Origin of the sequence: Mycolicibacterium flavescens (assembly GCF_001722335.1) — a bacterium.
GTDB classification, from domain to species: Bacteria; Actinomycetota; Actinomycetes; order Mycobacteriales; family Mycobacteriaceae; genus Mycobacterium; species Mycobacterium flavescens.
In genome coordinates this window covers 11,454-30,566 of the sequence record NZ_MIHA01000018.1, presented here as the reverse complement: position 1 = coordinate 30,566, position 19,113 = coordinate 11,454, and the positions used below count along the sequence as shown (strand labels likewise).

Here is a 19,113-nt window from a genome sequence, read left to right as displayed (position 1 = left end):
GCTGCTACAGCCGCGCGAAGCAGGGGTTGGCGTCTTCCTTGGGGATCGAAGCGTCACGGCTGGAGAACGTGCCGACGACGCCGGACTCGGTCACCTCCACGCTGTCGGCCTGGATGCCCAGCGGGTAATTGTCGTTGAGTTTCTTGGTCAGGTCGTTGAGCGCGGTCTGCACGACGTCCTTGGGCAGCGGGCCGACGACGTCGAGCACCTGCAGGTTGAGGTCGCCGTTCTCGACGACGGGCCGGGCGGTGACGCTGTTGTCGCCGGCCTCCAGGATCACGGTGTCGGCGCCCGGGTCGGTGCGCACTCCGGTGATCAGGTTGCCGACGCCGGGCAGGTTCTCGGCGACGGTGTCCTTGATGCCGGCGGACTTCCAGCTCAGCGTGGCGTCGAGCGATCCGATCATGCCCTTGGAGTCGCCGGTGTCCTGCAGTCGCACGTCGGCGAGCGTCACCTCGGCGGTCATGCCGTCGGCGCTCTGCACCCGGTTCCCGTCGGTGGTGACCGTGATGTTGGTGTAGTGGCCGGTGATGTGCTGCCACAGGAACGGCGGGTTGACGCCGAACGAGATCGTCACTCCGTCCTCGGTCACGCATTCGGCGACCTCGGTCAGGATGCCGTCGGCGCGGTGGCGGGCATACAGTTCGCCGGCGGCCAGCCCGCCCGCGAGCAAGGCCAGCACGATGAGTACCAGCAGCGCGACGAACGTCGTGTTGACGCGGCGTTTGCGCGGGCTTGGGTTGCTGCCCGGGGTGGGCCCGAACGTCGGCGGCGGGGGCGGCGGCGGGGCCTGGCGCTGAATCTGCTGGGTCGGTCGCACATCGGCCGGCGACTGCGGCCGCGGGAAGCTGCGGGTGGGTCCGGCACTGGGCGCGGGCTCGGTCGGCGGCTGTTCGGGCGCCCGGCGGAGTTGTTCGGTGGGCGGCTCGGGCCGGCGGGGCGGAGGTTGGTTCGGCGGGGGCCGGTGCTGCGGTGGCGGTTGCCGCGGAGGCTCAGGCCGTGACGGTCCCGGCGGGGGCCGCCGCTGACCCGGATGAGGCGGCGGCGCGCCCCTACCACGCCAGTCGGGCGGGCCGGGGCGGTGCGGCGGCTGCGTCACTTGCGCGATTCTGCCTGCCCCGACGGGATTTCGTCGAGCGACCCGGCCGTCAGTCGGCGCGGAAGACGGTCTGCCGGCGCGCCAGGTAGGCCGCCAGGTTCTCCAGCGAGGAGTTCATCCCGTCGGCGTGGTCGGCGGCCGTGACACCCGCGGGCACGTCGTCGGCTCGCAGTTCGACCCGGGTGCCGCCGTCGACCCTGGTCACCGCCCACGTCATCGTCATCGTCCCGTGCAGGCCCGGGTCGTCGGAGGTGAAGTCGACGGCCTGCACGACGCGGTCGTCGGGCTCGATCTCGACGAACCGCCCCTCGACGACGTCGGAGTCGGCGCTGCTCTTACCGCCGCCCTCCGGCGGCTGCGCGTAGGTGAGGATCATCCGGTAGGAGCCGCCGGGGCGGGCGTCGAAGTGCTCGAAACGCCCCGTCATCCCCGACGGCGGCAACCACTCGAGCAGCGCGCCCTCGTCGACGAGCGCGTCGAAGACACGGCTCAGCGGGGCCTTGATGATCCGCGATGCGACGTCCGTGCGTGCCATGACACACCATTGAACCGAAGTTCTCTCACCGTCCGGCCGAGGGCAGGGTGCGGCGCGCCTGCCAGGTCACGCCGGGCACCGTGCGCGCCAGGTCCGGCCGGCTTCTGGCGAACCCGCGGATCGCGCGGTAGAACGCCCACACCTGGCGCGGGGACGGCACTTTCGGCACCCACGCCAGCTCCCAGTGGATGCCGTTGATCGGGTCGTCGAAGAAGACCGCGTAGTAGCCGGGCCAGTACTGCGGGTAGTCCGTGGGTTCGTCGGTGACGGGAACGCCGTTGGGGATGAGGAATTCGCGGTGGAAGCGGTCGACTTCTTTCCGGTTGCGCGCCCACAGCGCGACGTGGTTGATGCCGACGGCCTGCTCGCTGTGCGTCAGCTTGTCTCCGGTGCGGGCGGGCTGGATGCCGATGTAGCTGTGCGGGTTGAGGTAGCGGGTCATGTAGTAGACCGACTGGTATTCCATGTCCATCGACGAGAAGCTGCTGTAGCCGAGCCAGCCGAACAGCGCGTCGTAGAACCCGAGGGATTCGTCGTAGTCGAGGACTGCGAACTCCACATGACTGACACCGCGCCACCGCATGAAACGCCCTCCCGATCGACTACTACCGACCGTAGTACACCGGCCGTCTGTCGGGTGGCTTTTCAGACGACGGGGAGCTCGAAGTCGAGCACGTCGGTCACCGATCCGGACGGAGTGACGACCCGGTGGGGCCCGTCGACCCAGGTGAAGCCGGCGCTTTCCAACGCGCGTCGGGAGCCGTCGTTCTCGGGGACCGTGCGGGCGGTCAGATGCGTGAGCCCCGCCGCCGAGGCCAGCCCGGCGGCGGCCGTCAGCGCCTGTCTCGCGGCGCCGCGGCCCCTGGCCTCCGGACACAGCCAAAAGCCGACTTCGGCACGCGCGTCGATGAAGTCGAACAGCACGATGCTGCCCAGGAAGCGGTCGGAGGACGCGTCGGCGATCGCCAGTACGGCGAGCGAGTCGTCGGCCAGGCCGTCGGCGATGACACCGTCGATCTGGTCGCGAACGATCTGCTCCGAGTACTCCGGCAGCGGCAGATGCCCGTACTGCCGCACCGCGGGGTCCTCGGTGCCTGCCGCGAAAGCGGCCGCATCGCCGTGGCTCAGTCTCCGTACGACGATGTCGCCCTGGGTGCGGGGCAACTGCTGTGCGATTTTCATTTTCCGCGGTTCGCCTTGACCGCCGCCCGGATCAGGTCCTTGAACGCTTCGGGGTCCAGTTCGTCGTCCTCGCGCAGGTCGATGGCGCGCCGGACCCCGGCCTGCAGGCTGGCGTTGAACAGTTTGTCGGGGTCGTCGATCGACGCGCCCCTGGCAAATGTCAGCTTGACCTTGCCCTGGTACATCTCCAGCGTGCAGATCAGCCCGTCCAACGAAAAGGTCGGGACGCCATCGGGATTCGACGGCTTTCGCCACTTGTTCTCTTCGACGACGTCGGGTTCGGCTTCTTTGATCAGTTCGCGGATCCGGTCGAGTCGGTCGACGCGCCAGTCGTGGGTCATACGGCGATGCTAGGCCCCGTTGAGAACTGCTCGCGGACGGCCGCCAGATCGCTCACGTGCGGTTGACCCTGACCGCCTCGCTGATCAGTTCCTTGAAGGCTTTCGGGTCCAGCTCGTCGTTCTCGCGCAGGTCGATGGATCGGCCGACGGGTGCCTCGAGGCTGGCGTTGAACAACTGGTGCGGGTCCTTCAGCGACGAGCCCTTGGCGAAGTTCACCTTGACCTTGCCCTTGTAGGTTTCCAGCGTGCAGATCAGGCCGTCCAGCGAGAACGCGGGGACTCCGTCGGGGTTCGATTTGGTGCGCCACTTGTTCTCTTCGACCACGTCGGGTTCGGCTTGCTTGATCAACGACCGAATCTCATCGACCCGGTCGATGCGCCAATCTTCAGTCATGTTCCCGACAGTACGACGGGTCGCGGTGGCGATACCACCGTCGAGCGTGGGAGTTTCAGCGCGCAACTTTATGTCGAGGGCGGACATGAGTTGCGACACGTGGCTTCGGCCGGCTTGCGCTGGCGGGTACCGGCGCAGGACGTCGACCAGTTCGGGTGTTGCCCGTCGCGCCGCACGGGCAAGAGCGGCTTCACCCGTCCCGGCCTGAATTTCTGCAATGCGAGCAACATTGGCGGCGGCGCGAAGGATGTGGCCGACCTGGTGCGCCTTGGCGATCGGGTGCAGGTAGGCGGCCGAGGCGGCGTCGCCTGCGGCTTGCGCTGCCAGCCGAGAGGACTCGGTGGACGCCTCTCTGGCGGCGCGGTGGGCGTCGAGGGAGCAGACCCGTTGCAGCTTGGTCCGTCGGGCGCCGTCGATGAACTGTTGCGCGGCGGCGATCGCCGCACGCGGACGGGGATCGTCGGGCTCGGCGTTCTCGAAGACGGGCAGAACCTCGGCCGCAAATGTCGTGACGTAGCGGACGACGACGCGCAACTCGTCGTCAGTCACCTCGAAGTCGCCTGCCACACAACGACGATACGACCGTGGCAACCCGCTACGGAAGAAGGTCGTCCGCCAACGCGCGGACTCTCTTCTCGATCTCGTCGCGGATGCGACGCACACTGTCGATGCCCTGGCCGGCGGGGTCCTCGAGTTCCCAGTTCTCATAGCGCTTACCGGGAATGTACGGGCACGCGTCACCGCAACCCATGGTCACGACGACCTGGACGGCTTCGACGTCGCTCATCGTCCACCGCCGAGGTCGTTGACCTGCGATGTCGATGCCCTTCTCGGCCATCGCCTCGATGGCGGCGGGGTTCACGTCACTGGCGGGTTCGGAACCAGCCGAGTAGACCGCGACGCGATCACCGGCCAGGTGCTTGAGAAACCCCATGGCCATCTGCGAGCGCCCCGCGTTGTGCGTGCACAAGAACAACACAGCGGGCTTCGAATTCATTTGCTGGCAAACCGCTTTCGTAAGAACAGTGATACGTAGACGAGCGCGACGAGGATCGGCACCTCGATGAGGGGGCCGACGACGCCGGCCAGGGCTTGACCGGACAGTGGGCCGTAAGTGGCGATGGCCACGGCGATGGCGAGTTCGAAGTTGTTGCCCGCCGCCGTGAAAGCCAGGGTGGTGGTTCGGCGATAACCGAGTCCGAGCACCGCGCCAAGCAGGTAGCCGCCGCCCCACATGATCGCGAAGTACGCCAGAAGCGGTACCGCGATACGAAGGACGTCGACGGGGTGACTGGTGATCCGGTCGCCTTGCAGGGCGAACAGGATCACGATCGTGAACAGCAGACCGTAGAGCGCCCACGGCCCGATCCTGGGCAGGAACTCGGATTCGTACCACTGCCGGCCCTTGGCCCGCTCGCCCAGGCGTCGAGACAGGTAACCGGCCAACAGCGGTATGCCCAGGAAGATCAGCACCGACTTGGCGATCTGCCATGGCGAGGTGTCGATCGTGGTCTGCTCCAGCCCGAGCCAGCCGGGCAGAACGGACAGGTAGAACCACCCCAGCACCGCGAACATGACGACCTGGAAGACCGAGTTCAGTGCCACCAGGACCGCCGCTGCTTCCCGGTCCCCGCAGGCCAGGTCGTTCCAGATGATGACCATGGCGATGCAGCGCGCCAGCCCGACGATGATCAGGCCGGTGCGGTACTCGGGCAGGTCCGGTAAGAGCAGCCAGGCCAGGGCGAACATGAGCGCCGGACCGAAAAGCCAGTTCAAGACGAGCGAACTGACGAGCAGCCTGCGGTCGCCGGTGACGCTGTCGAGGCGGTCGTAGCGGACCTTCGCCAGCACCGGGTACATCATGATCAGCAGGCCCAGTGCAATCGGTACCGAGATGCCGTCGACCTGCACGCGGTCCAGTGCCGTGTTCAGTCCGGGCACCCAGCGCCCCAACAGCAGTCCGGCCGCCATGGCGATGCCGATCCAGACCGGAAGCAACCGGTCCAGTGTCGACATCTTCTCGGCTACCGAGCCTCGTGCGTCGGGGCCGACAGTCGTCGTCTGCGCCATCAGCAGCAGGAGTTCGCGGATTCGGGTTCCGCGGCATCGTGTGCAGACCCGCCGCAGCACACGGTGCCTTCAGTGGAGAGATGCTTTGGACTGCTGCCGAATTCGTCGGAATCGGACAGCACCGTATAGATCTCCCACTTCTCTCCGGCCGGACCGGTCACCCACACCTTGTCCTGGGTGGCGAAGCAGCAGGTCGTGTTCATCTCCTCCTCGGTGAACAGTCCCTCACCGGTGAGTCGCGCGATCTCGGCGTGGACGGTTTCGCTGGACTCGACCTCCACGCCGAGGTGGTTGATCGTGCCGCCCTTGCCGGGGTGTTCCAACAGCACGAGTTTGAGCGCCGGCTCGGTGACCGCGAAATTGGCGTAGCCCGGCTTGACCTTGGCGGGTGTGGTGTTGAACAACTTCGAGTAGAACGTGATCGCCTCGTCGAGGTCGTCGACGTTGAGGGCGAGCTGCATGCGCGACATGTGGGTCTCCATACCTGTGCGACATATATCGAAATCTTGACGGGAGCCAGAATGCACACCTTTTTGATAAATGTCAATCTACTGGCACACTGGGTCCATGCCCAAAACTCTGCCGACCATCGACATGTCGAACCCGGTGTGCTGCGCCCCGGTGGCCTCCGGCCCGATGAGCGACGACGACGCGCTGCAGGTGGCGCTGCGACTGAAGGCGCTCGCCGACCCGGCGCGGGTGAGGATCATGTCGATGCTGTTCAGTTCTTCGACAGGCGAGGAGAACAGCGGCGACCTGTCGGCAATGCTGGGGCTGAGTGAGTCCACGGTCAGCCACCATCTCAGCCAACTGCGGCGCGCTGGTTTCGTGGTGTCGGATCGGCGAGGAATGAACGTCTTTCATCGACCCGCCCCCGATGCGCTCGGCGCGCTGTGCACGGTGCTCGATCCGAGTTGCTGCCGCTGACTCGAACTGCCACAGCGCATTTGGGGCGGGCCGGCCGGCTGGCGTGAACCGACGAGGTTGCCGCGCGGCTCTACACGTTGAAGCGGAACTCCACCGCCTAGCCGTTCGCTTTTAGTGCCGAAATAGTGCACCTGAGCCATCGTCCGATGTAGGCACGGTGGGGCTCAGCTGCCTCCTCCAACACGGTTGGCTTGTCCGCGAGATAGTCGACAAGCCACTGCGACAACCCGTCCCACCCCTCCACAGCGCCAGCCGGAGGCAGCGTCCAACCGAGGTCGTCCACCGTCCAGTGGGCCTTCGCCTGGTTTCTCAGCATCGACGCTGTGACCCAATTCGACTCGTCGTCGTCCCCGCCTCGGCTGACGGGCACAAGATGATCGACCGTCGGGAACAACTCCCAAAAAGCGAAGTGCGTCTCTGAGGCCTTCCAGTTCGGATGTGCCGGGAAGTCGTCCCCAAGCACAACATGGAGGAGGCGGAGAACCCCGGGGTTAATGAGTCGGTTGCCCGTGTAGTAGTCGATGAAGCCGTCACGCATGAACAGTTTCATCGACTGACCTACTGAGTACCGGCGGACGATCCTCTCTACCGGCTCGAACGGATAGCCCGACCTAAGGGTCGCCCTAGCAGAACCAGAGTCCCCGGCCCCAAGAGCAGCGCATACCTCGGCCAGCACGCCAGCCTTTGAGTCCACCCGCACGCCTCCCTTGCTACTTGGCCGCAGCTTTGCCGCCAGACGTTGTTTGAAACCGGAACTTCACGGGATTACCACGCGGCCGTCTACCCATTCTTGTAATAGAGAACTGTTCGGTGGATTGCGTTTGAAACCGTTGCCTTGGAGCAGCCAAGTTCGTCAGCGATCTTCTGCATCGACCATCCCTGCTCGTACAGTTCGCGTATGGTTTCGTCGCGTTGCAGCCGCCTCTGCCGCATGTAGCTTGTGGCTTTCGCCGCAATCTCTCGTACCGTGCATCCTTGCCGCGACAACTCGCGTATGCGTTCGCCCCGTTGCTCCCGCTCCCGCTCAAGGTCACCGCGCTCGTAGGGGCGGAGTGCACGTAGCGTCTCCATGTCGAACCAGTCGCTGACGCTGGATGATCCATTGCCGCCGTTTTGATTCGTCATGCGTTCCTCCTCGGTTGGTCAACAGACGCGATTACGCGGGCTACAAAGTAGGTAACGCGCCGCGTGATGTCGTGGCAAGTGTTCAATCTGAACACGGATCCCCGGCCACATGAGGCTTGGCCGACGAGATCGGCAGTGTCGACGGGTGTGTGGGAGCGATTCGGCGACCAGCGCGGTACTGCCGCTTTCGGGTCTTGGGCTTGCCCGCTACTTCGTCTTAGATGCTTGTCCGTGGCGGAACTCCACCACGTCGCCGTCGGCCATCACGTAGTCCTTGCCCTCCATCCGCACCTTGCCCGCGGCCTTGGCGGCGGCCATCGAACCGGCTTCGATCAGGTCGTCGTAGGAGACGATCTCGGCCTTGATGAAGCCCTTCTCGAAGTCGGTGTGGATCACGCCGGCGGCCTTGGGCGCGGTGTCGCCCTGGTGAATTGTCCAGGCGCGCGCCTCTTTCGGGCCCGCGGTCAGGAACGTCTGAAGCTTGAGCGTGTGAAAACCCGCGCGGGCCAACGCATCCAGGCCGCGTTCGGTCTGGCCGATCGACTCCAGCAGTTCGGCGGCTGACTCGTCGTCGAGTTCCTGCAACTCGGCCTCGATCTTGGCGTCGAGGAACACCGCGTCGGCCGGCGCCACCAGCTCCCGCAACTGCGCCTTGCGGGCCTCGTCGGTCAGAACGGCCTCGTCGGCGTTGAACACGTACAGGAACGGTTTGGTCGTCAACAGGTTCAGCTCGCGCAACGGCGCGGCATCCACCCCCGCGGCGAACAGCGTCGTCCCGCTGTCGAGGATCTCCGCCGCCGCTGCGGCCGCCTCGTGCGCGGGTCTGCGGTCCTTGTGCGTCCTGGCTTCCTTCTCCAACCGCGGCAGCGCCTTCTCCAGCGTCTGCATGTCGGCGAGGATCAACTCGGTCTCGATCACCTCGATGTCGGACTTCGGGTCGATGCGCCCGTCGACGTGGGCGACGTCGTCGTCGCTGAACACCCGCACCACCTGACAGATCGCGTCGCTCTCGCGGATGTTGGCCAGGAACTTGTTGCCCAGCCCGGCGCCTTCGGACGCGCCCTTGACGATCCCGGCGATATCTACGAAGGTGACCGGCGCATGGACGATCTTTTCCGACTCAAACATCCTGGCGAGTTCGGCCAGTCGCGGGTCCGGCAGCGGCACGACCCCCTCGTTCGGTTCGATGGTGGCGAACGGGTAGTTGGCCGCCAACACGTCGTTGCGCGTCAACGCGTTGAACAGCGTCGATTTTCCGACGTTCGGCAGTCCGACGATTCCCAGGTTCAAGCTCACAGGCACCAGAGTCTAGGAGACTGTGACGGGCACGCCAGAACCGCGCTGACAGCTACAGCTGGCGAAAGCCGGTACGGTCTACCTGTGTCAGCACAGCGCGCACGGTCGGCGGTGGCCGCCGACCACCGGTCCGCGCATCCCAACATCCCGGGTGTCCCGTGGTGGGGTGCTGTGCTCATCGCCATCACCGCGAGCGCGATCGGCTTCGCGTTCGACGCGGGTGCGGGCAGCAAACAACTGAGCGCGGTGTTCGCGGGCTGTTACGTCCTCGGCTGCGTGCTGGCCGTGCTCGCGGTGCGGCAGGCGGCGGTGTTCACCGCGGTCATCCAGCCGCCGCTGGTGCTGTTCGTCACCGTGCCGACGGCGTATTTCCTGTTCACCAGCGGCCAGATCGAAGGCCTCAAGGACCTCGCGATCAACTGCGGCTATCCGCTGATCGAACGCTTCCCGCTGATGTTCTTCACCTCGGCGGGGGTGCTGCTCATCGGGATGCTGCGCTGGTACGTCGGCCTCGCGACGCGCCGCGCCGCCCCCGCGCAGGAAGACGACGCCGTCGAGCCCGCAACCGGGTTCGCCGCCGCGTTGACCGCCAAACTGTCCGGGCTCTTCGCCCGGGATGACGACGACGAGGCCGAGGAGGTCCCGCCGCCGCCGCGCCGTCGCCGCCCCGCCTCCGAGCGCGCAACGTCCTCGCGCGCTTCCGCCGACCGCGCGGCCCGCCGGGACCGGGCGACGGGCACCCGCGCCGAGCGGCCCACCAAGCGCGCCGCGCCGTCGCGGTCACGCCACGTGCGCCCGCCCGAAACCGAGATCATCGACCCCGTCGCCGAGCGTCCTCGCCGCAGCCGCTCCAGCAGGCAGCGCGAGGCCCCGCCGCCGGAACCGCGTCGCAGGCCGCGCACGTCGAACCCACGCCAGCCCGGCCCGCCGCCGTCCGAGCGGCGCAGCCGCTACGACCGCAACGGCTACGAGCGCACGGGATACGAGCGCACCGGATACGAGCGTCCCGAACGCCGCCGCTTCGACGACTACCAACCCCGCGAGCCGCACAGCTCCAACGGCAACTCCAACGGCACGCACCATCCGGTCTCGCGGGTCCGCTACCGCGGCGAGGACAGCGACGAGCGCGCGCAGTACCGCACCAGCCGCCGCGGCGGCTGGGAAGCCGAGTCCTGGGAGTACGACGTCTAAGGACGCGCGCGCAGGAACCGGCCCGCCGCCTCGACCGCGGGCGCCGAACTGCCGGCGTCGCTGACGAACACCGCCAGCGCCAGGTCGCCCTGGATGCCGACGAACCAGCCGTGCGCGTGGGTGTCGTCGATGTACTCGGCGGTGCCGGTCTTGCCGAGCAGCCCCGGGACGTCCTGCAGTTGTGTCGCGGTGCCCGCGGTCACGGTCTCGCGCATCATCGACCGAACATGCTCGGCGACGGTCGACGGCAGCGGTTCGGGCGTGCGGTCGGGTGTGCCGGGCCGGCCCTCGACGATCGACGGGGCCGGCACCGAACCGTGCGCCAGCGCCGCGGCCACCAGCGCCATCCCGAACGGCGTCGCGGTGACCTTGCCCTGGCCGATCCCCTCCTCGACCCGCAGCGCGGCGGTGTCGGCGACGGGCACCGACCCGGTGACCGTCGTCATGCCGGGCGCGACGTAGTCGATGCCCAGTCCCAGTTGCGCGGCGGCCTTGGTGAGCGCGTCGGGCGGCAGGTCCACCGCCAGCCGCCCCATCGTGGTGTTGCAGGACCGCGCGAAGGCCGTGTGCAGCGGCACCTGCCCGAGATCGAAGTTGTCGTCGTTGGGGATCTGTCTGCCCTGGATGTTCTCGGTGCCGGGACACGCGACGACGGTGTCGGGGGTGACCTGCCCGGCCTGCAGCGCCGCCGATACCGTCACGGTCTTGAACGTCGAACCCGGCGGGTAGAGGCCGGTCAGCGCGATCGGGCCCTGCGCGTCGGCAGGCCCGTTCTGCGCGACGGCCCGCAGCGCGCCGGTGGACGGTTCGATCGCCACCAGCGCGGCGGGCGTGGGGATGGACGCCAGCGCCGCCTCACCCGCCCGGAGCAGTCCGATGTCGAGCGTGCTGGAGATGTCGCCCACCGGTTTCGGATCCTGGCCGCCGACGCGCCGCGCACCGGCACTGGTCTGCGCGGTGACCGCCCAGCCGGCGGCCTCATCGGTGCGCTGCTGCCACAGCTCTTCGAGCCCGGCCAGTGTGGGTGAGGTCAGCGACCTGTCGGTGGCCAGCAGCCGCGTCTGCGGGGCCAGCGTGACGTTGGGCAGCGCCGACAGTTGGGCCTCGATCGGCGCGAGGTCCTCCTGGCGCAGCGTGATCGCGGTGACCGTCTTACCGCCGGCGAGGTCGGCGCCCAGGGATTCGGGAGTGATGCCGGGGGCGAGTGGATTCAGCAGTGCGGCAACGGTATTGACGTCGGCGCCGGGTGCCACGTTGACGAGCGTGACGATGTGCTGGGTCAACAGCTCGGCGCCCGTGCGGTCGAGCACGCGCACCGCCGGGTCCGGTCCCAGGGTGCTGTAGGACAGCGGGCCGGCGTCGAGTCCGGGGGCGACGGTCGTCGGCGCCCAGTCGATCTTCCAGTCGTCATCGGACGCGGCCGCGGCGCCGGCCGTGCGGTAGGTCCACTGCGTGGCGCCGTCGCGGAAGCGCCAGTGCACGTCGAGCGCGAAGGTGCCGGTGTTCTCGTCGACTTTTACGGCGTCGGGCCGGAATTCGACGTCGCTGCCGAGGCTGGCGAACAACTTGCCCAGGGTGTCGGCCGCCCGCGCGGGGTCGGTGGTGGTGGCCGCGGCGGCTGCCGCGTCGCCGTTGGACAGCGCGTCAGCGAACTGCCGCACCGTGTCGTTCAGGCGGTCCTGCGCCGACGAGCAACCGGCCAGTGCCGCCGCCAACACGGTCACCGTCAGTGCCGCGAGCAGACGCGAAATGACCCGCAGCGACGGGATTTTGGGGCAATTTGTGTCTGCTCGCGCCGGGATGTTCACACCCGGAGAGGTTACGCGCGGGCGGGCCGGATCTCCCTCGGCAACGCGAACACCAGCGTTTCGTTGGCCGTCGTCACCGGTTGCACGGTGTCGTAGCCGTAGTCGGCGAGCCGCTCGAGCACCCCGCGGACCAGGATCTCGGGCACCGACGCGCCCGAGGTGACGCCGACCGTCGTCACGCCGTCCAGCCAGGCCGGGTCGATGTCGTCGGCATAGTCGACGAGGTGGGCGGCGGCCGAGCCGGCGCCGAGCGCGACCTCGACCAGCCGCACCGAGTTCGACGAGTTGCGGGAACCGACGACGATCACCAGCTCGCACTCCGGGGCCATCGCCTTGACCGCGACCTGACGGTTCTGGGTGGCGTAGCAGATGTCGTCGCTCGGCGGGTCCTGCAGCGTCGGGAACTTCTGCCGCAGCCGGCGCACCGTCTCCATGGTCTCGTCGACGGACAGCGTGGTCTGCGACAACCAGATGACCTTGGCCGGATCCCGCACGGTGACCTGGTCGACCGCGTCGGGGTTGTCGACGACCTGAACGTGGTCGGGGGCCTCACCGGCGGTGCCGATGACCTCCTCGTGGCCTTCGTGGCCGATGAGCAGGATGTCGTAGTCGTCGCGGGCGAACCGCTTGGCCTCGTTGTGCACCTTGGTCACCAGCGGGCAGGTGGCGTCGATGACCTTGAGCTGGCGTTCCTTGGCGGTCTGGTGCACCGTCGGCGCGACACCGTGCGCGGAGAACACGACGATCGCGCCCTCGGGCACCTCGTCGGTCTCGTCGACGAACACCGCGCCGGCCTTGGCCAGAGTGTCGACGACGTGACGGTTGTGCACGATCTCGTGACGCACGTACACCGGCGCGCCGTGCTTTTCCAGCGCGCGCTCGACGGTCTCGACGGCGCGGTCGACCCCGGCGCAGTAACCCCGCGGTTCGGCCAGCAGCACCCGTCTGCCGGTTGCACCGCTCGCAACCGAGCTGGCGGCGCCCGGAATCCCCATGTTGACTGTCGGCGGCATGGCTCCCAGGGTACGCATCCCCGGCCATCCCGGACCAGCGGAGACGTCGCCCGTAGGCTGTGGCCATGGCAACTGCACCGTATGGGGTCCGTCTGCTGGTTGGCGCGGCGGTCACCGCCATCGAGGAAACCCGCAAGCTCCCGCAGACCATCCTGATGTACCCGATGACCGTGGCCAGCCAGGTCGCGCACCTCGTGATGAAGGTGCAGCAGGACGTCGCGGACCTGGTGAACAAGGGTGACGAGACGCTCGAGACCATCTTCCCGCCCAAGGACGAACAGCCCGAGTGGGCGACGTTCGACGAGGATCTCGACGACGACGGCGGCGCAGCCAGCGACGGCGAACGGCTGACCGAGGGACGGTTCGCGCTGTTCAGCAACGGCGAGCCGCAGACCGCCGAACCGGAGCCCGAGGACACGCCCCCGGGTGAGGCGCCCGAGATCGTCACCGAGCTGGACTACGAGTCGCTGACGCTGGCCCAGCTGCGCGCGCGGCTGAACACGCTGAGCGTGACCGACCTCGAGGCGCTGCTGGCCTACGAGGAGGCCACCAAGGCGCGTGCGCCGTTCCAGACGCTGCTGGCCAACAGGATCACCCGCGCCTCGGCCAAGTGACGACCCCGGCGCGATGACTGAGGCCGAGCCCGGCAAGTCTCCGGACAACCCGTGGCCGGTCCGCGCCGTGGCCACCCGCGTCGCCAAGTACATCGACCGGCTCGGCACCGTGTGGATCGAAGGGCAGCTGACCGAGCTCAAGCTGCGCCAGAACACCGCGTGGATGGTGCTGCGCGACCCGGCCGCCGACATGTCGCTGTCGGTGAGCTGCCCGCGCGACCTGGTCGCCAACGCGCCGGTGCCGCTGACCGAGGGCACGCAGGTGCTCATGCACGGCAAGCCGCAGTTCTACACCCGCAACGGGTCCTTCAGCCTGCGCATCTACGAGATCCGAGCGGTCGGCCTCGGTGAACTGCTGGCCCGCATCGAACGGCTGCGCCGGCTGCTGGACGCCGAGGGCCTGTTCGATCCGCGGCTCAAACGCCCGCTGCCGTTCCTGCCCCGCACGATCGGCTTGATCACCGGGCGCGCCAGCGCCGCCGAACACGACGTCGTCTCGGTGGCCGGTGATCGTTGGCCCGCAGTGCATTTCGCGATCCGCAACACCGCCGTGCAGGGCCCCAACACCGTGCCGCAGGTGGTTGAGGCGCTGCGCTCGCTGGACGCCGATCCCGAGGTCGACGTAATCGTGATCGCCCGCGGTGGCGGCAGCGTCGAGGATCTGCTGCCGTTCTCCGACGAGACGCTGTGCCGCGAGATCGCCAAATGCACGACACCGGTCATCAGCGCGATCGGCCACGAGCCCGACAACCCGCTGTGCGATCTGGTGGCCGACCTGCGGGCCGCGACACCGACCGACGCCGCCAAACGCGTGGTCCCCGACGCCGCCGCCGAGCAGGCGCTGATCACCGACCTGTGCCGGCGCGGCGGGCGCGCGCTGCGCAACTGGGTGCACCGCGAGGAACGCCTCATCGACCAGTTGCGCAGCCGCCCGGTGCTGGCCCAGCCGCTGGCGGCGCTCACCGCCCGCTCCGAGGAGATCGAACGGGCCCGCTCGGCGGCGCGCCGCGACATCACCCGCCTGCTCGCGGTCGAGGGTGAGCGGGTGGGCCATCTGGCGGCGCGGCTGTCCACCCTGGGGCCGGCGGCGACGCTCGCGCGTGGGTACGCCGTCGTCCAGACCGTCGCGGACGGCGAGGTGCTGCGCACGACCGCCGACGCGCCGGCCGGCACGCAGCTACGGGTCCGGGTGTCCGATGGGGCCGTCACAGCGGTCAGCCACGGCAGCGAAGAGGATACGAAATGAAGCCTATTAGTGAACTCGGGTACGAAGAGGCGCGCGACGAGTTGATCGACGTCGTGCAGCAGCTCGAACGCGGCGGACTCGACCTCGATGCATCGCTGAAACTGTGGGAAAGAGGCGAAGAACTGGCTCAACGCTGCGAAGAGCATTTAGCTGGGGCGCGCAAGCGCGTCGAGGACGCGCTGGCCGCCAAGGAGCCGCAGGACGGTTGAGAAGGCAACCAACTTGGCGCTTCGGCTTCCAAACTGGAACGTGTTTCAGTTACGCTGTCCGCCATGGGTGACGCAACGCTGACCACCGACCTCGGCCGCGTGCTGGTCACGGGTGGTTCCGGATTCGTCGGCGCCAACCTGGTGACCGAACTGCTCAGGCGCGGCTACCGGGTCCGCTCGTTCGACCGCGCCCCCTCCCCGCTGCCCTCGCACGAACGCCTCGAGGTCCTCGAAGGCGACATCTGCGACGCCGACACCGTCGCGGCCGCGGTCGCCGACATCGACACCGTGTTCCACACCGCGGCGATCATCGACCTGATGGGCGGCGCCTCGGTCAGCGAGGAGTACCGCGCCCGCAGCTTCGCCGTCAACGTGACCGGCACCGAGAACCTGGTGCACGCCGCGCAGGCCGCCGGCGCGCAACGGTTCGTCTACACGGCGTCCAACAGCGTGGTGATGGGTGGTCAGCGGATCGCCGGCGGTGACGAAACCCTGCCCTACACCACGCGTTTCAACGACCTGTACACCGAGACCAAAGTGGTCGCCGAGAAGTTCGTGCTCGAACAGAACGGCGTGGGCGGCCTGCTGACCTGTTCGATCCGGCCCAGCGGCATCTGGGGCCGCGGCGATCAGACGATGTTCCGCAAGGTGTTCGAGAGCGTGCTGGCCGGCCACGTCAAGGTGCTCGTCGGCGGCCGCAACGTCAAACTCGACAACTCCTACGTGCACAACCTGATTCACGGTTTCATCCTGGCCGCGCAGCACCTGGTGCCCGGCGGGTCGGCACCGGGTCAGGCGTACTTCGTCAACGACGGCGAACCGGTCAACATGTTCGAGTTCTCCCGCCCGGTCGTTCAGGCGTGCGGGCAGAACTACCCGAAGATCCGCGTGCCCGGCCGACTGGTCTGGTTGGCGATGACGGTGTGGCAGTGGCTGCACTTCCGGTTCGGCCTGCCCAAGCCGATGATCGAACCGCTCGGCGTGGAACGGCTCTACCTCGACAACTACTTCTCGATCGCCAAGGCGCGACGCGACCTCGGGTACCGCCCCTTGTTCACCACCGAGCAGGCGATGGCCGACTGCCTGCCGTACTACGTCGACCTGTTCCACCAGATGCAGGGCGAGGCCGCCGCGGGTGCCGAGCGGCCAGTTATCCGACGCGAAAGCGCCGTTCGCGCCCGATAAATGGCCACTCGGCGCGTGCGGCTCGTAAGTTGTGGTGTCGATGGCCGAATCTCGCTTCACCACCAACGCCGGCGTACGGCTGCACTTCCTGGATTCCGGCGGCGACGACCGGGGCGCGCCGATCGTGTTCGTGCCGGGCTTCACGTGTATCGCCGAGGACTACGTCGAGGTGCTGCCGGTGTTCGGCCGCCGAACCGTCGTCGTGGAACTGCGTGGGCACGGCCGCAGCGATGCACCCGAAAGTGGTTATGACTCCGCCACTTTCGCCGGCGACGTGGGCGCGGTGGTCGACGCGGTGACCGCGGGGCCGGTGCACGTGGTGACGTTCTCGCGCGGCACGCCCTACGCGCTGATCTGGGCGCTGGCGCATCGCGAACGGGTGCACTCGCTGTCGATCGGCGACTACGTGCCCGAGGAGATCACGCTGCCCGACGGGGTGTCGGCGTCCCTGCTCGACGGCCGGTGGCGCGGCACGCCGGTGCGGGACCGGCTGGACCGCCGGGCCGGCGAGGCGATCATCGCGTCGGCTCGCCGACAGTCGTTCTGGCAAGCGCTATCCGATTGGCAGCCGCCGCTTCTGGCGGTGCGCAGCCCGACCGGCCCGCTGATCTCCGACACCGCCTGGGACCGCTACCGCGCAGAGTTCCCGACGGCGTCGCTGCACGTGTTCGACGAATCGCCGCACGACATCTTCCGGCCGGACCGCGAGCGCTACCCGAAGCTGGTGCGGGCGCACGTCGACGCCGCCGGCAACAGCGTCAGCCCCGTTCGGCGGCGGCCTTGATCGCCGCGAGTGTCGCGGGGATACCGGTGCGGGCGGCCTCGCGGCGCGCGGCGATCTCCTCGTCGGCCCGGTCGCCGAAATGCTCGCGGAAGCCCTCGACACCCACCGGGCGCAGTTCCCAGTGCTCGGTCATCTTCGTTCCGCCGTCGGCGGGCTCGAAGGTGTAACCCCAGTACACCCAGCCGCCGTTGACCTCCCACGCGAATTCGCGACCCGGATCGGCGGCCACCACCTGCGAGCGGGTCTCCCACGTCTGCTCGGGCGTGACGTTGCGGCCGGTGAACCAGGCGCCCACGCATGGCCCGTCGCCCTCGTCCCACCAGCATGCGCGGCAGATCGGGCTCCAGTCGCCCATCCGGGTCACATCGGACACCATCTCGTAGAGCACCTCGGGCGGCGCCGCCACATGAATCGACTCAGACATCTTCAGATCCGTCACGACCCGAGTGTGCCAAAGCGCTAAGTTGGAACACGTTCCAGTCACCACCGAAGGGTCAACGGTATGGGCAACAGCCGTAGTGCTGTCGTGATCGGCGCGGCATCGGGCATCGGCTGGGCGACCGCACGCGCCCTGGCCGCCGAAGGCGACCGGGTCACGCTCGCCGACCGCAACCTCGACGGCGCCGAACAGCGCGCCGACGAACTCGGGGCCCCGCACGCCGCCGCGCACGTCGACGTCACCGACGAGGGCTCGGTGCAGGCGCTGTTCGAGAACACCGCAACGCTCGACATCGTGGTCAACTGCGCGGGCTTCGGCAGCCTCGGGCTGATCACCGACCTCGCGGTCGAGGAGTTCCGCGCGGTCGTCGACGTCTGCCTCACCGGGGCGTTCATCGTCGCCAAACACGCCGGAGCGCACCTGCGCGAAGGCGGCTCGCTGGTGTCGATCAGCTCGCTCAACGGCCGGCAGCCGGCGGTCGGCATGAGCGCCTACTGCTCGGCGAAGGCGGGGCTGTCGATGCTGACCCAGGTCGCCGCGCTGGAGATGGGCCCGCGCGGTATCCGGGTCAACGCCGTCGCCCCGGGGTTCGTCGAGACGCCGCTGACCGAGGGGTCGGCGCTGATCCCCGGTCTCGTCGAGGACTACGTCGACAACACCGCGCTCGGCCGGGCCGGGCAACCGGAGGAGATCGCCGACGCCATCGTGTACCTGTGCTCGCCGAAGGCCCGCTGGCTGACCGGCGAGGTGCTCGACCTCAACGGCGGTGCGCACCTGAACAAGTACCCCGACGTGCTGGGCCATGTGATGAAACTGGCGGGGAATTCATGACTTTGCGCGGCAAGCAGGCACTGGTCACCGGCGCCGGATCCGGTATCGGCGCGGCGCTGTGCCGGGCGCTGGTCGCCGCGGGCGCGGAGGTGATGTGCACCGACGTCGACGCTGCGGCCGCCGAGAACACCGCCTCGACGCTGGGGCCCGGGGCCCGGTCGGCCCGCCTCGACGTCACCGACGCGGCGGCGGTGCAGGCCGCGGTCGACGAGGTGGTGCAGCGCGCCGGCCGACTGGACCTGATGTTCAACAACGCCGGAATCGTCTGGGGCGGCGACACCGAACTGCTGACCCTCGAGCAGTGGAACGCCATCATCGACGTCAACATCCGCGGCGTGGTGCACGGGGTCGCGGCCGCCTACCCGCTGATGGTGCGGCAGGGCCACGGCCACATCGTCAACACCGCGTCGATGGCCGGGCTGACCGCCGCCGGTCAGGTCACCAGCTACGTGATGACCAAGCACGCGGTCGTCGGGCTGAGCCTGGCGCTGCGCAGCGAGGCCGCCGCCCGCGGCGTGCGGGTGCTGGCGGTGTGCCCGGCCGCGGTCGAGACACCGATCCTCGACAAGGGTTCGGTCGGCGGGTTCGTCGGCCGCGACTACTTCCTTCAGGCCCAGGGCGGCAAGCCCTACGACGCCGACCGCCTGGCCCGCGACGTGCTGCGCGCCGTCGAACGCGACAAACCGATCCTGGTGAAACCGCGCATCGCGCACGCACAGTGGTGGTTCGCGCGGTTGGCGCCCGGGCTGATGAACCGGGTGTCGATGCGGTTCATCGCCGACCAGCGGGCCAAACAAGCGCAGTCGCGCCCCTCGACGCTGTAG

General features: G+C 68.3%; 24 protein-coding genes and 1 pseudogene. 9 read left to right on the top strand and 16 right to left on the bottom strand.

Annotated features, from left to right (window positions below; genetic code table 11):
* Positions 1-4 precede the first annotated feature (4 nt).
* The 10 genes and pseudogenes from BHQ18_RS21490 to BHQ18_RS21450 form a co-directional block, all read right to left on the bottom strand.
* A complete protein-coding gene (locus BHQ18_RS21490) occupies positions 5-1,099 on the bottom strand; it encodes an LmeA family phospholipid-binding protein (protein WP_234794262.1) in 1,095 nt (364 codons plus the stop codon).
* Between the two features lie 49 nt (positions 1,100-1,148).
* Complete coding sequence (locus tag BHQ18_RS21485; RefSeq protein ID WP_069415675.1) at positions 1,149-1,634, bottom strand: SRPBCC family protein; 486 nt, start codon at positions 1,632-1,634, stop codon at positions 1,149-1,151.
* Positions 1,635-1,659: 25 nt separating this feature from the next.
* Positions 1,660-2,217 (bottom strand): VOC family protein, encoded by a 558-nt coding sequence (locus BHQ18_RS21480; RefSeq protein WP_069415674.1) that lies wholly within the window; start codon positions 2,215-2,217, stop codon positions 1,660-1,662.
* A 62-nt stretch (positions 2,218-2,279) separates the two neighbouring features.
* Positions 2,280-2,816 (bottom strand): GNAT family N-acetyltransferase, encoded by a 537-nt coding sequence (locus BHQ18_RS21475; protein ID WP_069415673.1) that lies wholly within the window; start codon positions 2,814-2,816, stop codon positions 2,280-2,282.
* Entirely contained in the window at positions 2,813-3,157 is a 345-nt protein-coding gene (locus tag BHQ18_RS21470; protein WP_069415672.1) for a DUF1801 domain-containing protein, read from the bottom strand. Before BHQ18_RS21470 ends, BHQ18_RS21475 begins: the two co-directional genes overlap by 4 nt.
* A 52-nt stretch (positions 3,158-3,209) precedes the next feature.
* Entirely contained in the window at positions 3,210-3,551 is a 342-nt protein-coding gene (locus tag BHQ18_RS29260; protein ID WP_084294239.1) for a DUF1801 domain-containing protein, read from the bottom strand.
* Positions 3,552-3,608: 57 nt separating this feature from the next.
* Positions 3,609-4,118: pseudogene (locus tag BHQ18_RS21465) on the bottom strand (putative immunity protein); the annotation flags it as partial.
* A gap of 28 nt (positions 4,119-4,146) precedes the next feature.
* Positions 4,147-4,548: an arsenate reductase ArsC gene (locus tag BHQ18_RS21460; protein ID WP_069415671.1), complete on the bottom strand. Its 402-nt coding sequence runs from the start codon at positions 4,546-4,548 to the stop codon at positions 4,147-4,149.
* Entirely contained in the window at positions 4,545-5,621 is a 1,077-nt protein-coding gene (gene arsB / locus BHQ18_RS21455) for an ACR3 family arsenite efflux transporter (protein WP_069415670.1), read from the bottom strand. The genes BHQ18_RS21460 and arsB overlap by 4 nt, the downstream gene beginning before the upstream one ends.
* A complete protein-coding gene (locus tag BHQ18_RS21450) occupies positions 5,621-6,091 on the bottom strand; it encodes an ArsI/CadI family heavy metal resistance metalloenzyme (RefSeq protein WP_069415748.1) in 471 nt (156 codons plus the stop codon). The genes arsB and BHQ18_RS21450 overlap by 1 nt, the downstream gene beginning before the upstream one ends.
* A 97-nt stretch (positions 6,092-6,188) precedes the next feature.
* Here BHQ18_RS21450 and BHQ18_RS21445 point away from each other — a divergent pair, with 97 nt between their 5' ends.
* Positions 6,189-6,548, top strand: coding sequence for an Rv2640c family ArsR-like transcriptional regulator (locus BHQ18_RS21445; protein WP_069415669.1), 360 nt, complete (start codon positions 6,189-6,191; stop codon positions 6,546-6,548).
* 97 nt (positions 6,549-6,645) lie between these two features.
* Here BHQ18_RS21445 and BHQ18_RS21440 read toward each other — a convergent pair whose 3' ends face one another.
* The 3 genes from BHQ18_RS21440 to ychF form a co-directional block, all read right to left on the bottom strand.
* The gene (locus tag BHQ18_RS21440; protein ID WP_234794261.1) at positions 6,646-7,242 is read right to left on the bottom strand and encodes an HNH endonuclease; all 597 of its coding nucleotides are present in this window, start codon (positions 7,240-7,242) and stop codon (positions 6,646-6,648) included.
* An 86-nt stretch (positions 7,243-7,328) separates the two neighbouring features.
* The gene (locus BHQ18_RS21435; RefSeq protein WP_084294227.1) at positions 7,329-7,673 is read right to left on the bottom strand and encodes a helix-turn-helix domain-containing protein; all 345 of its coding nucleotides are present in this window, start codon (positions 7,671-7,673) and stop codon (positions 7,329-7,331) included.
* 207 nt (positions 7,674-7,880) lie between these two features.
* Entirely contained in the window at positions 7,881-8,969 is a 1,089-nt protein-coding gene (gene ychF, locus BHQ18_RS21430) for a redox-regulated ATPase YchF (RefSeq protein ID WP_069415666.1), read from the bottom strand.
* Positions 8,970-9,053: 84 nt separating this feature from the next.
* Here ychF and BHQ18_RS21425 point away from each other — a divergent pair, with 84 nt between their 5' ends.
* Positions 9,054-10,160: a DUF6542 domain-containing protein gene (locus BHQ18_RS21425; protein ID WP_069415665.1), complete on the top strand. Its 1,107-nt coding sequence runs from the start codon at positions 9,054-9,056 to the stop codon at positions 10,158-10,160.
* Here the strand turns inward: BHQ18_RS21425 and BHQ18_RS21420 are convergent.
* Together BHQ18_RS21420 and BHQ18_RS21415 are read right to left on the bottom strand one after the other, a co-directional pair.
* The gene (locus tag BHQ18_RS21420) at positions 10,157-11,890 is read right to left on the bottom strand and encodes a penicillin-binding transpeptidase domain-containing protein (protein ID WP_276046086.1); all 1,734 of its coding nucleotides are present in this window, start codon (positions 11,888-11,890) and stop codon (positions 10,157-10,159) included. The two genes, BHQ18_RS21425 and BHQ18_RS21420, sit on opposite strands and share 4 nt — an antisense overlap.
* 89 nt (positions 11,891-11,979) lie before the next feature.
* Entirely contained in the window at positions 11,980-12,981 is a 1,002-nt protein-coding gene (locus BHQ18_RS21415) for a 4-hydroxy-3-methylbut-2-enyl diphosphate reductase (protein ID WP_069415664.1), read from the bottom strand.
* Between the two features lie 65 nt (positions 12,982-13,046).
* Here BHQ18_RS21415 and BHQ18_RS21410 point away from each other — a divergent pair, with 65 nt between their 5' ends.
* From BHQ18_RS21410 to BHQ18_RS21390, 5 genes are all read left to right on the top strand, one after another.
* Positions 13,047-13,595: a lipid droplet-associated protein gene (locus BHQ18_RS21410; protein WP_069415663.1), complete on the top strand. Its 549-nt coding sequence runs from the start codon at positions 13,047-13,049 to the stop codon at positions 13,593-13,595.
* 13 nt (positions 13,596-13,608) lie between these two features.
* Positions 13,609-14,841, top strand: coding sequence for an exodeoxyribonuclease VII large subunit (gene xseA, locus BHQ18_RS21405; RefSeq protein WP_069415662.1), 1,233 nt, complete (start codon positions 13,609-13,611; stop codon positions 14,839-14,841).
* Positions 14,838-15,050 carry an exodeoxyribonuclease VII small subunit gene (locus BHQ18_RS21400; protein WP_069415661.1) on the top strand — a complete coding sequence of 71 codons (213 nt, stop codon included), beginning with the start codon at positions 14,838-14,840 and terminating at the stop codon, positions 15,048-15,050. Before xseA ends, BHQ18_RS21400 begins: the two co-directional genes overlap by 4 nt.
* A 63-nt stretch (positions 15,051-15,113) precedes the next feature.
* Positions 15,114-16,235 carry a 3-beta-hydroxysteroid dehydrogenase gene (locus BHQ18_RS21395; protein ID WP_069415660.1) on the top strand — a complete coding sequence of 374 codons (1,122 nt, stop codon included), beginning with the start codon at positions 15,114-15,116 and terminating at the stop codon, positions 16,233-16,235.
* Positions 16,236-16,275: 40 nt separating this feature from the next.
* Positions 16,276-17,019, top strand: coding sequence for an alpha/beta fold hydrolase (locus BHQ18_RS21390; RefSeq protein ID WP_069415746.1), 744 nt, complete (start codon positions 16,276-16,278; stop codon positions 17,017-17,019).
* On the opposite strand, the gene BHQ18_RS21385 is transcribed toward BHQ18_RS21390, so the two are convergent.
* The gene (locus BHQ18_RS21385; RefSeq protein WP_205866161.1) at positions 16,994-17,443 is read right to left on the bottom strand and encodes an SRPBCC family protein; all 450 of its coding nucleotides are present in this window, start codon (positions 17,441-17,443) and stop codon (positions 16,994-16,996) included. The genes BHQ18_RS21390 and BHQ18_RS21385 overlap by 26 nt on opposite strands.
* 78 nt (positions 17,444-17,521) lie before the next feature.
* Between BHQ18_RS21385 and BHQ18_RS21380 the strand changes: the two genes are divergently transcribed.
* Positions 17,522-18,289, top strand: a complete 768-nt coding sequence (locus BHQ18_RS21380) for an SDR family NAD(P)-dependent oxidoreductase (protein WP_069415658.1) — start codon at positions 17,522-17,524, stop codon at positions 18,287-18,289.
* Entirely contained in the window at positions 18,286-19,113 is an 828-nt protein-coding gene (locus BHQ18_RS21375) for an SDR family oxidoreductase (RefSeq protein WP_069415657.1), read from the top strand. Before BHQ18_RS21380 ends, BHQ18_RS21375 begins: the two co-directional genes overlap by 4 nt.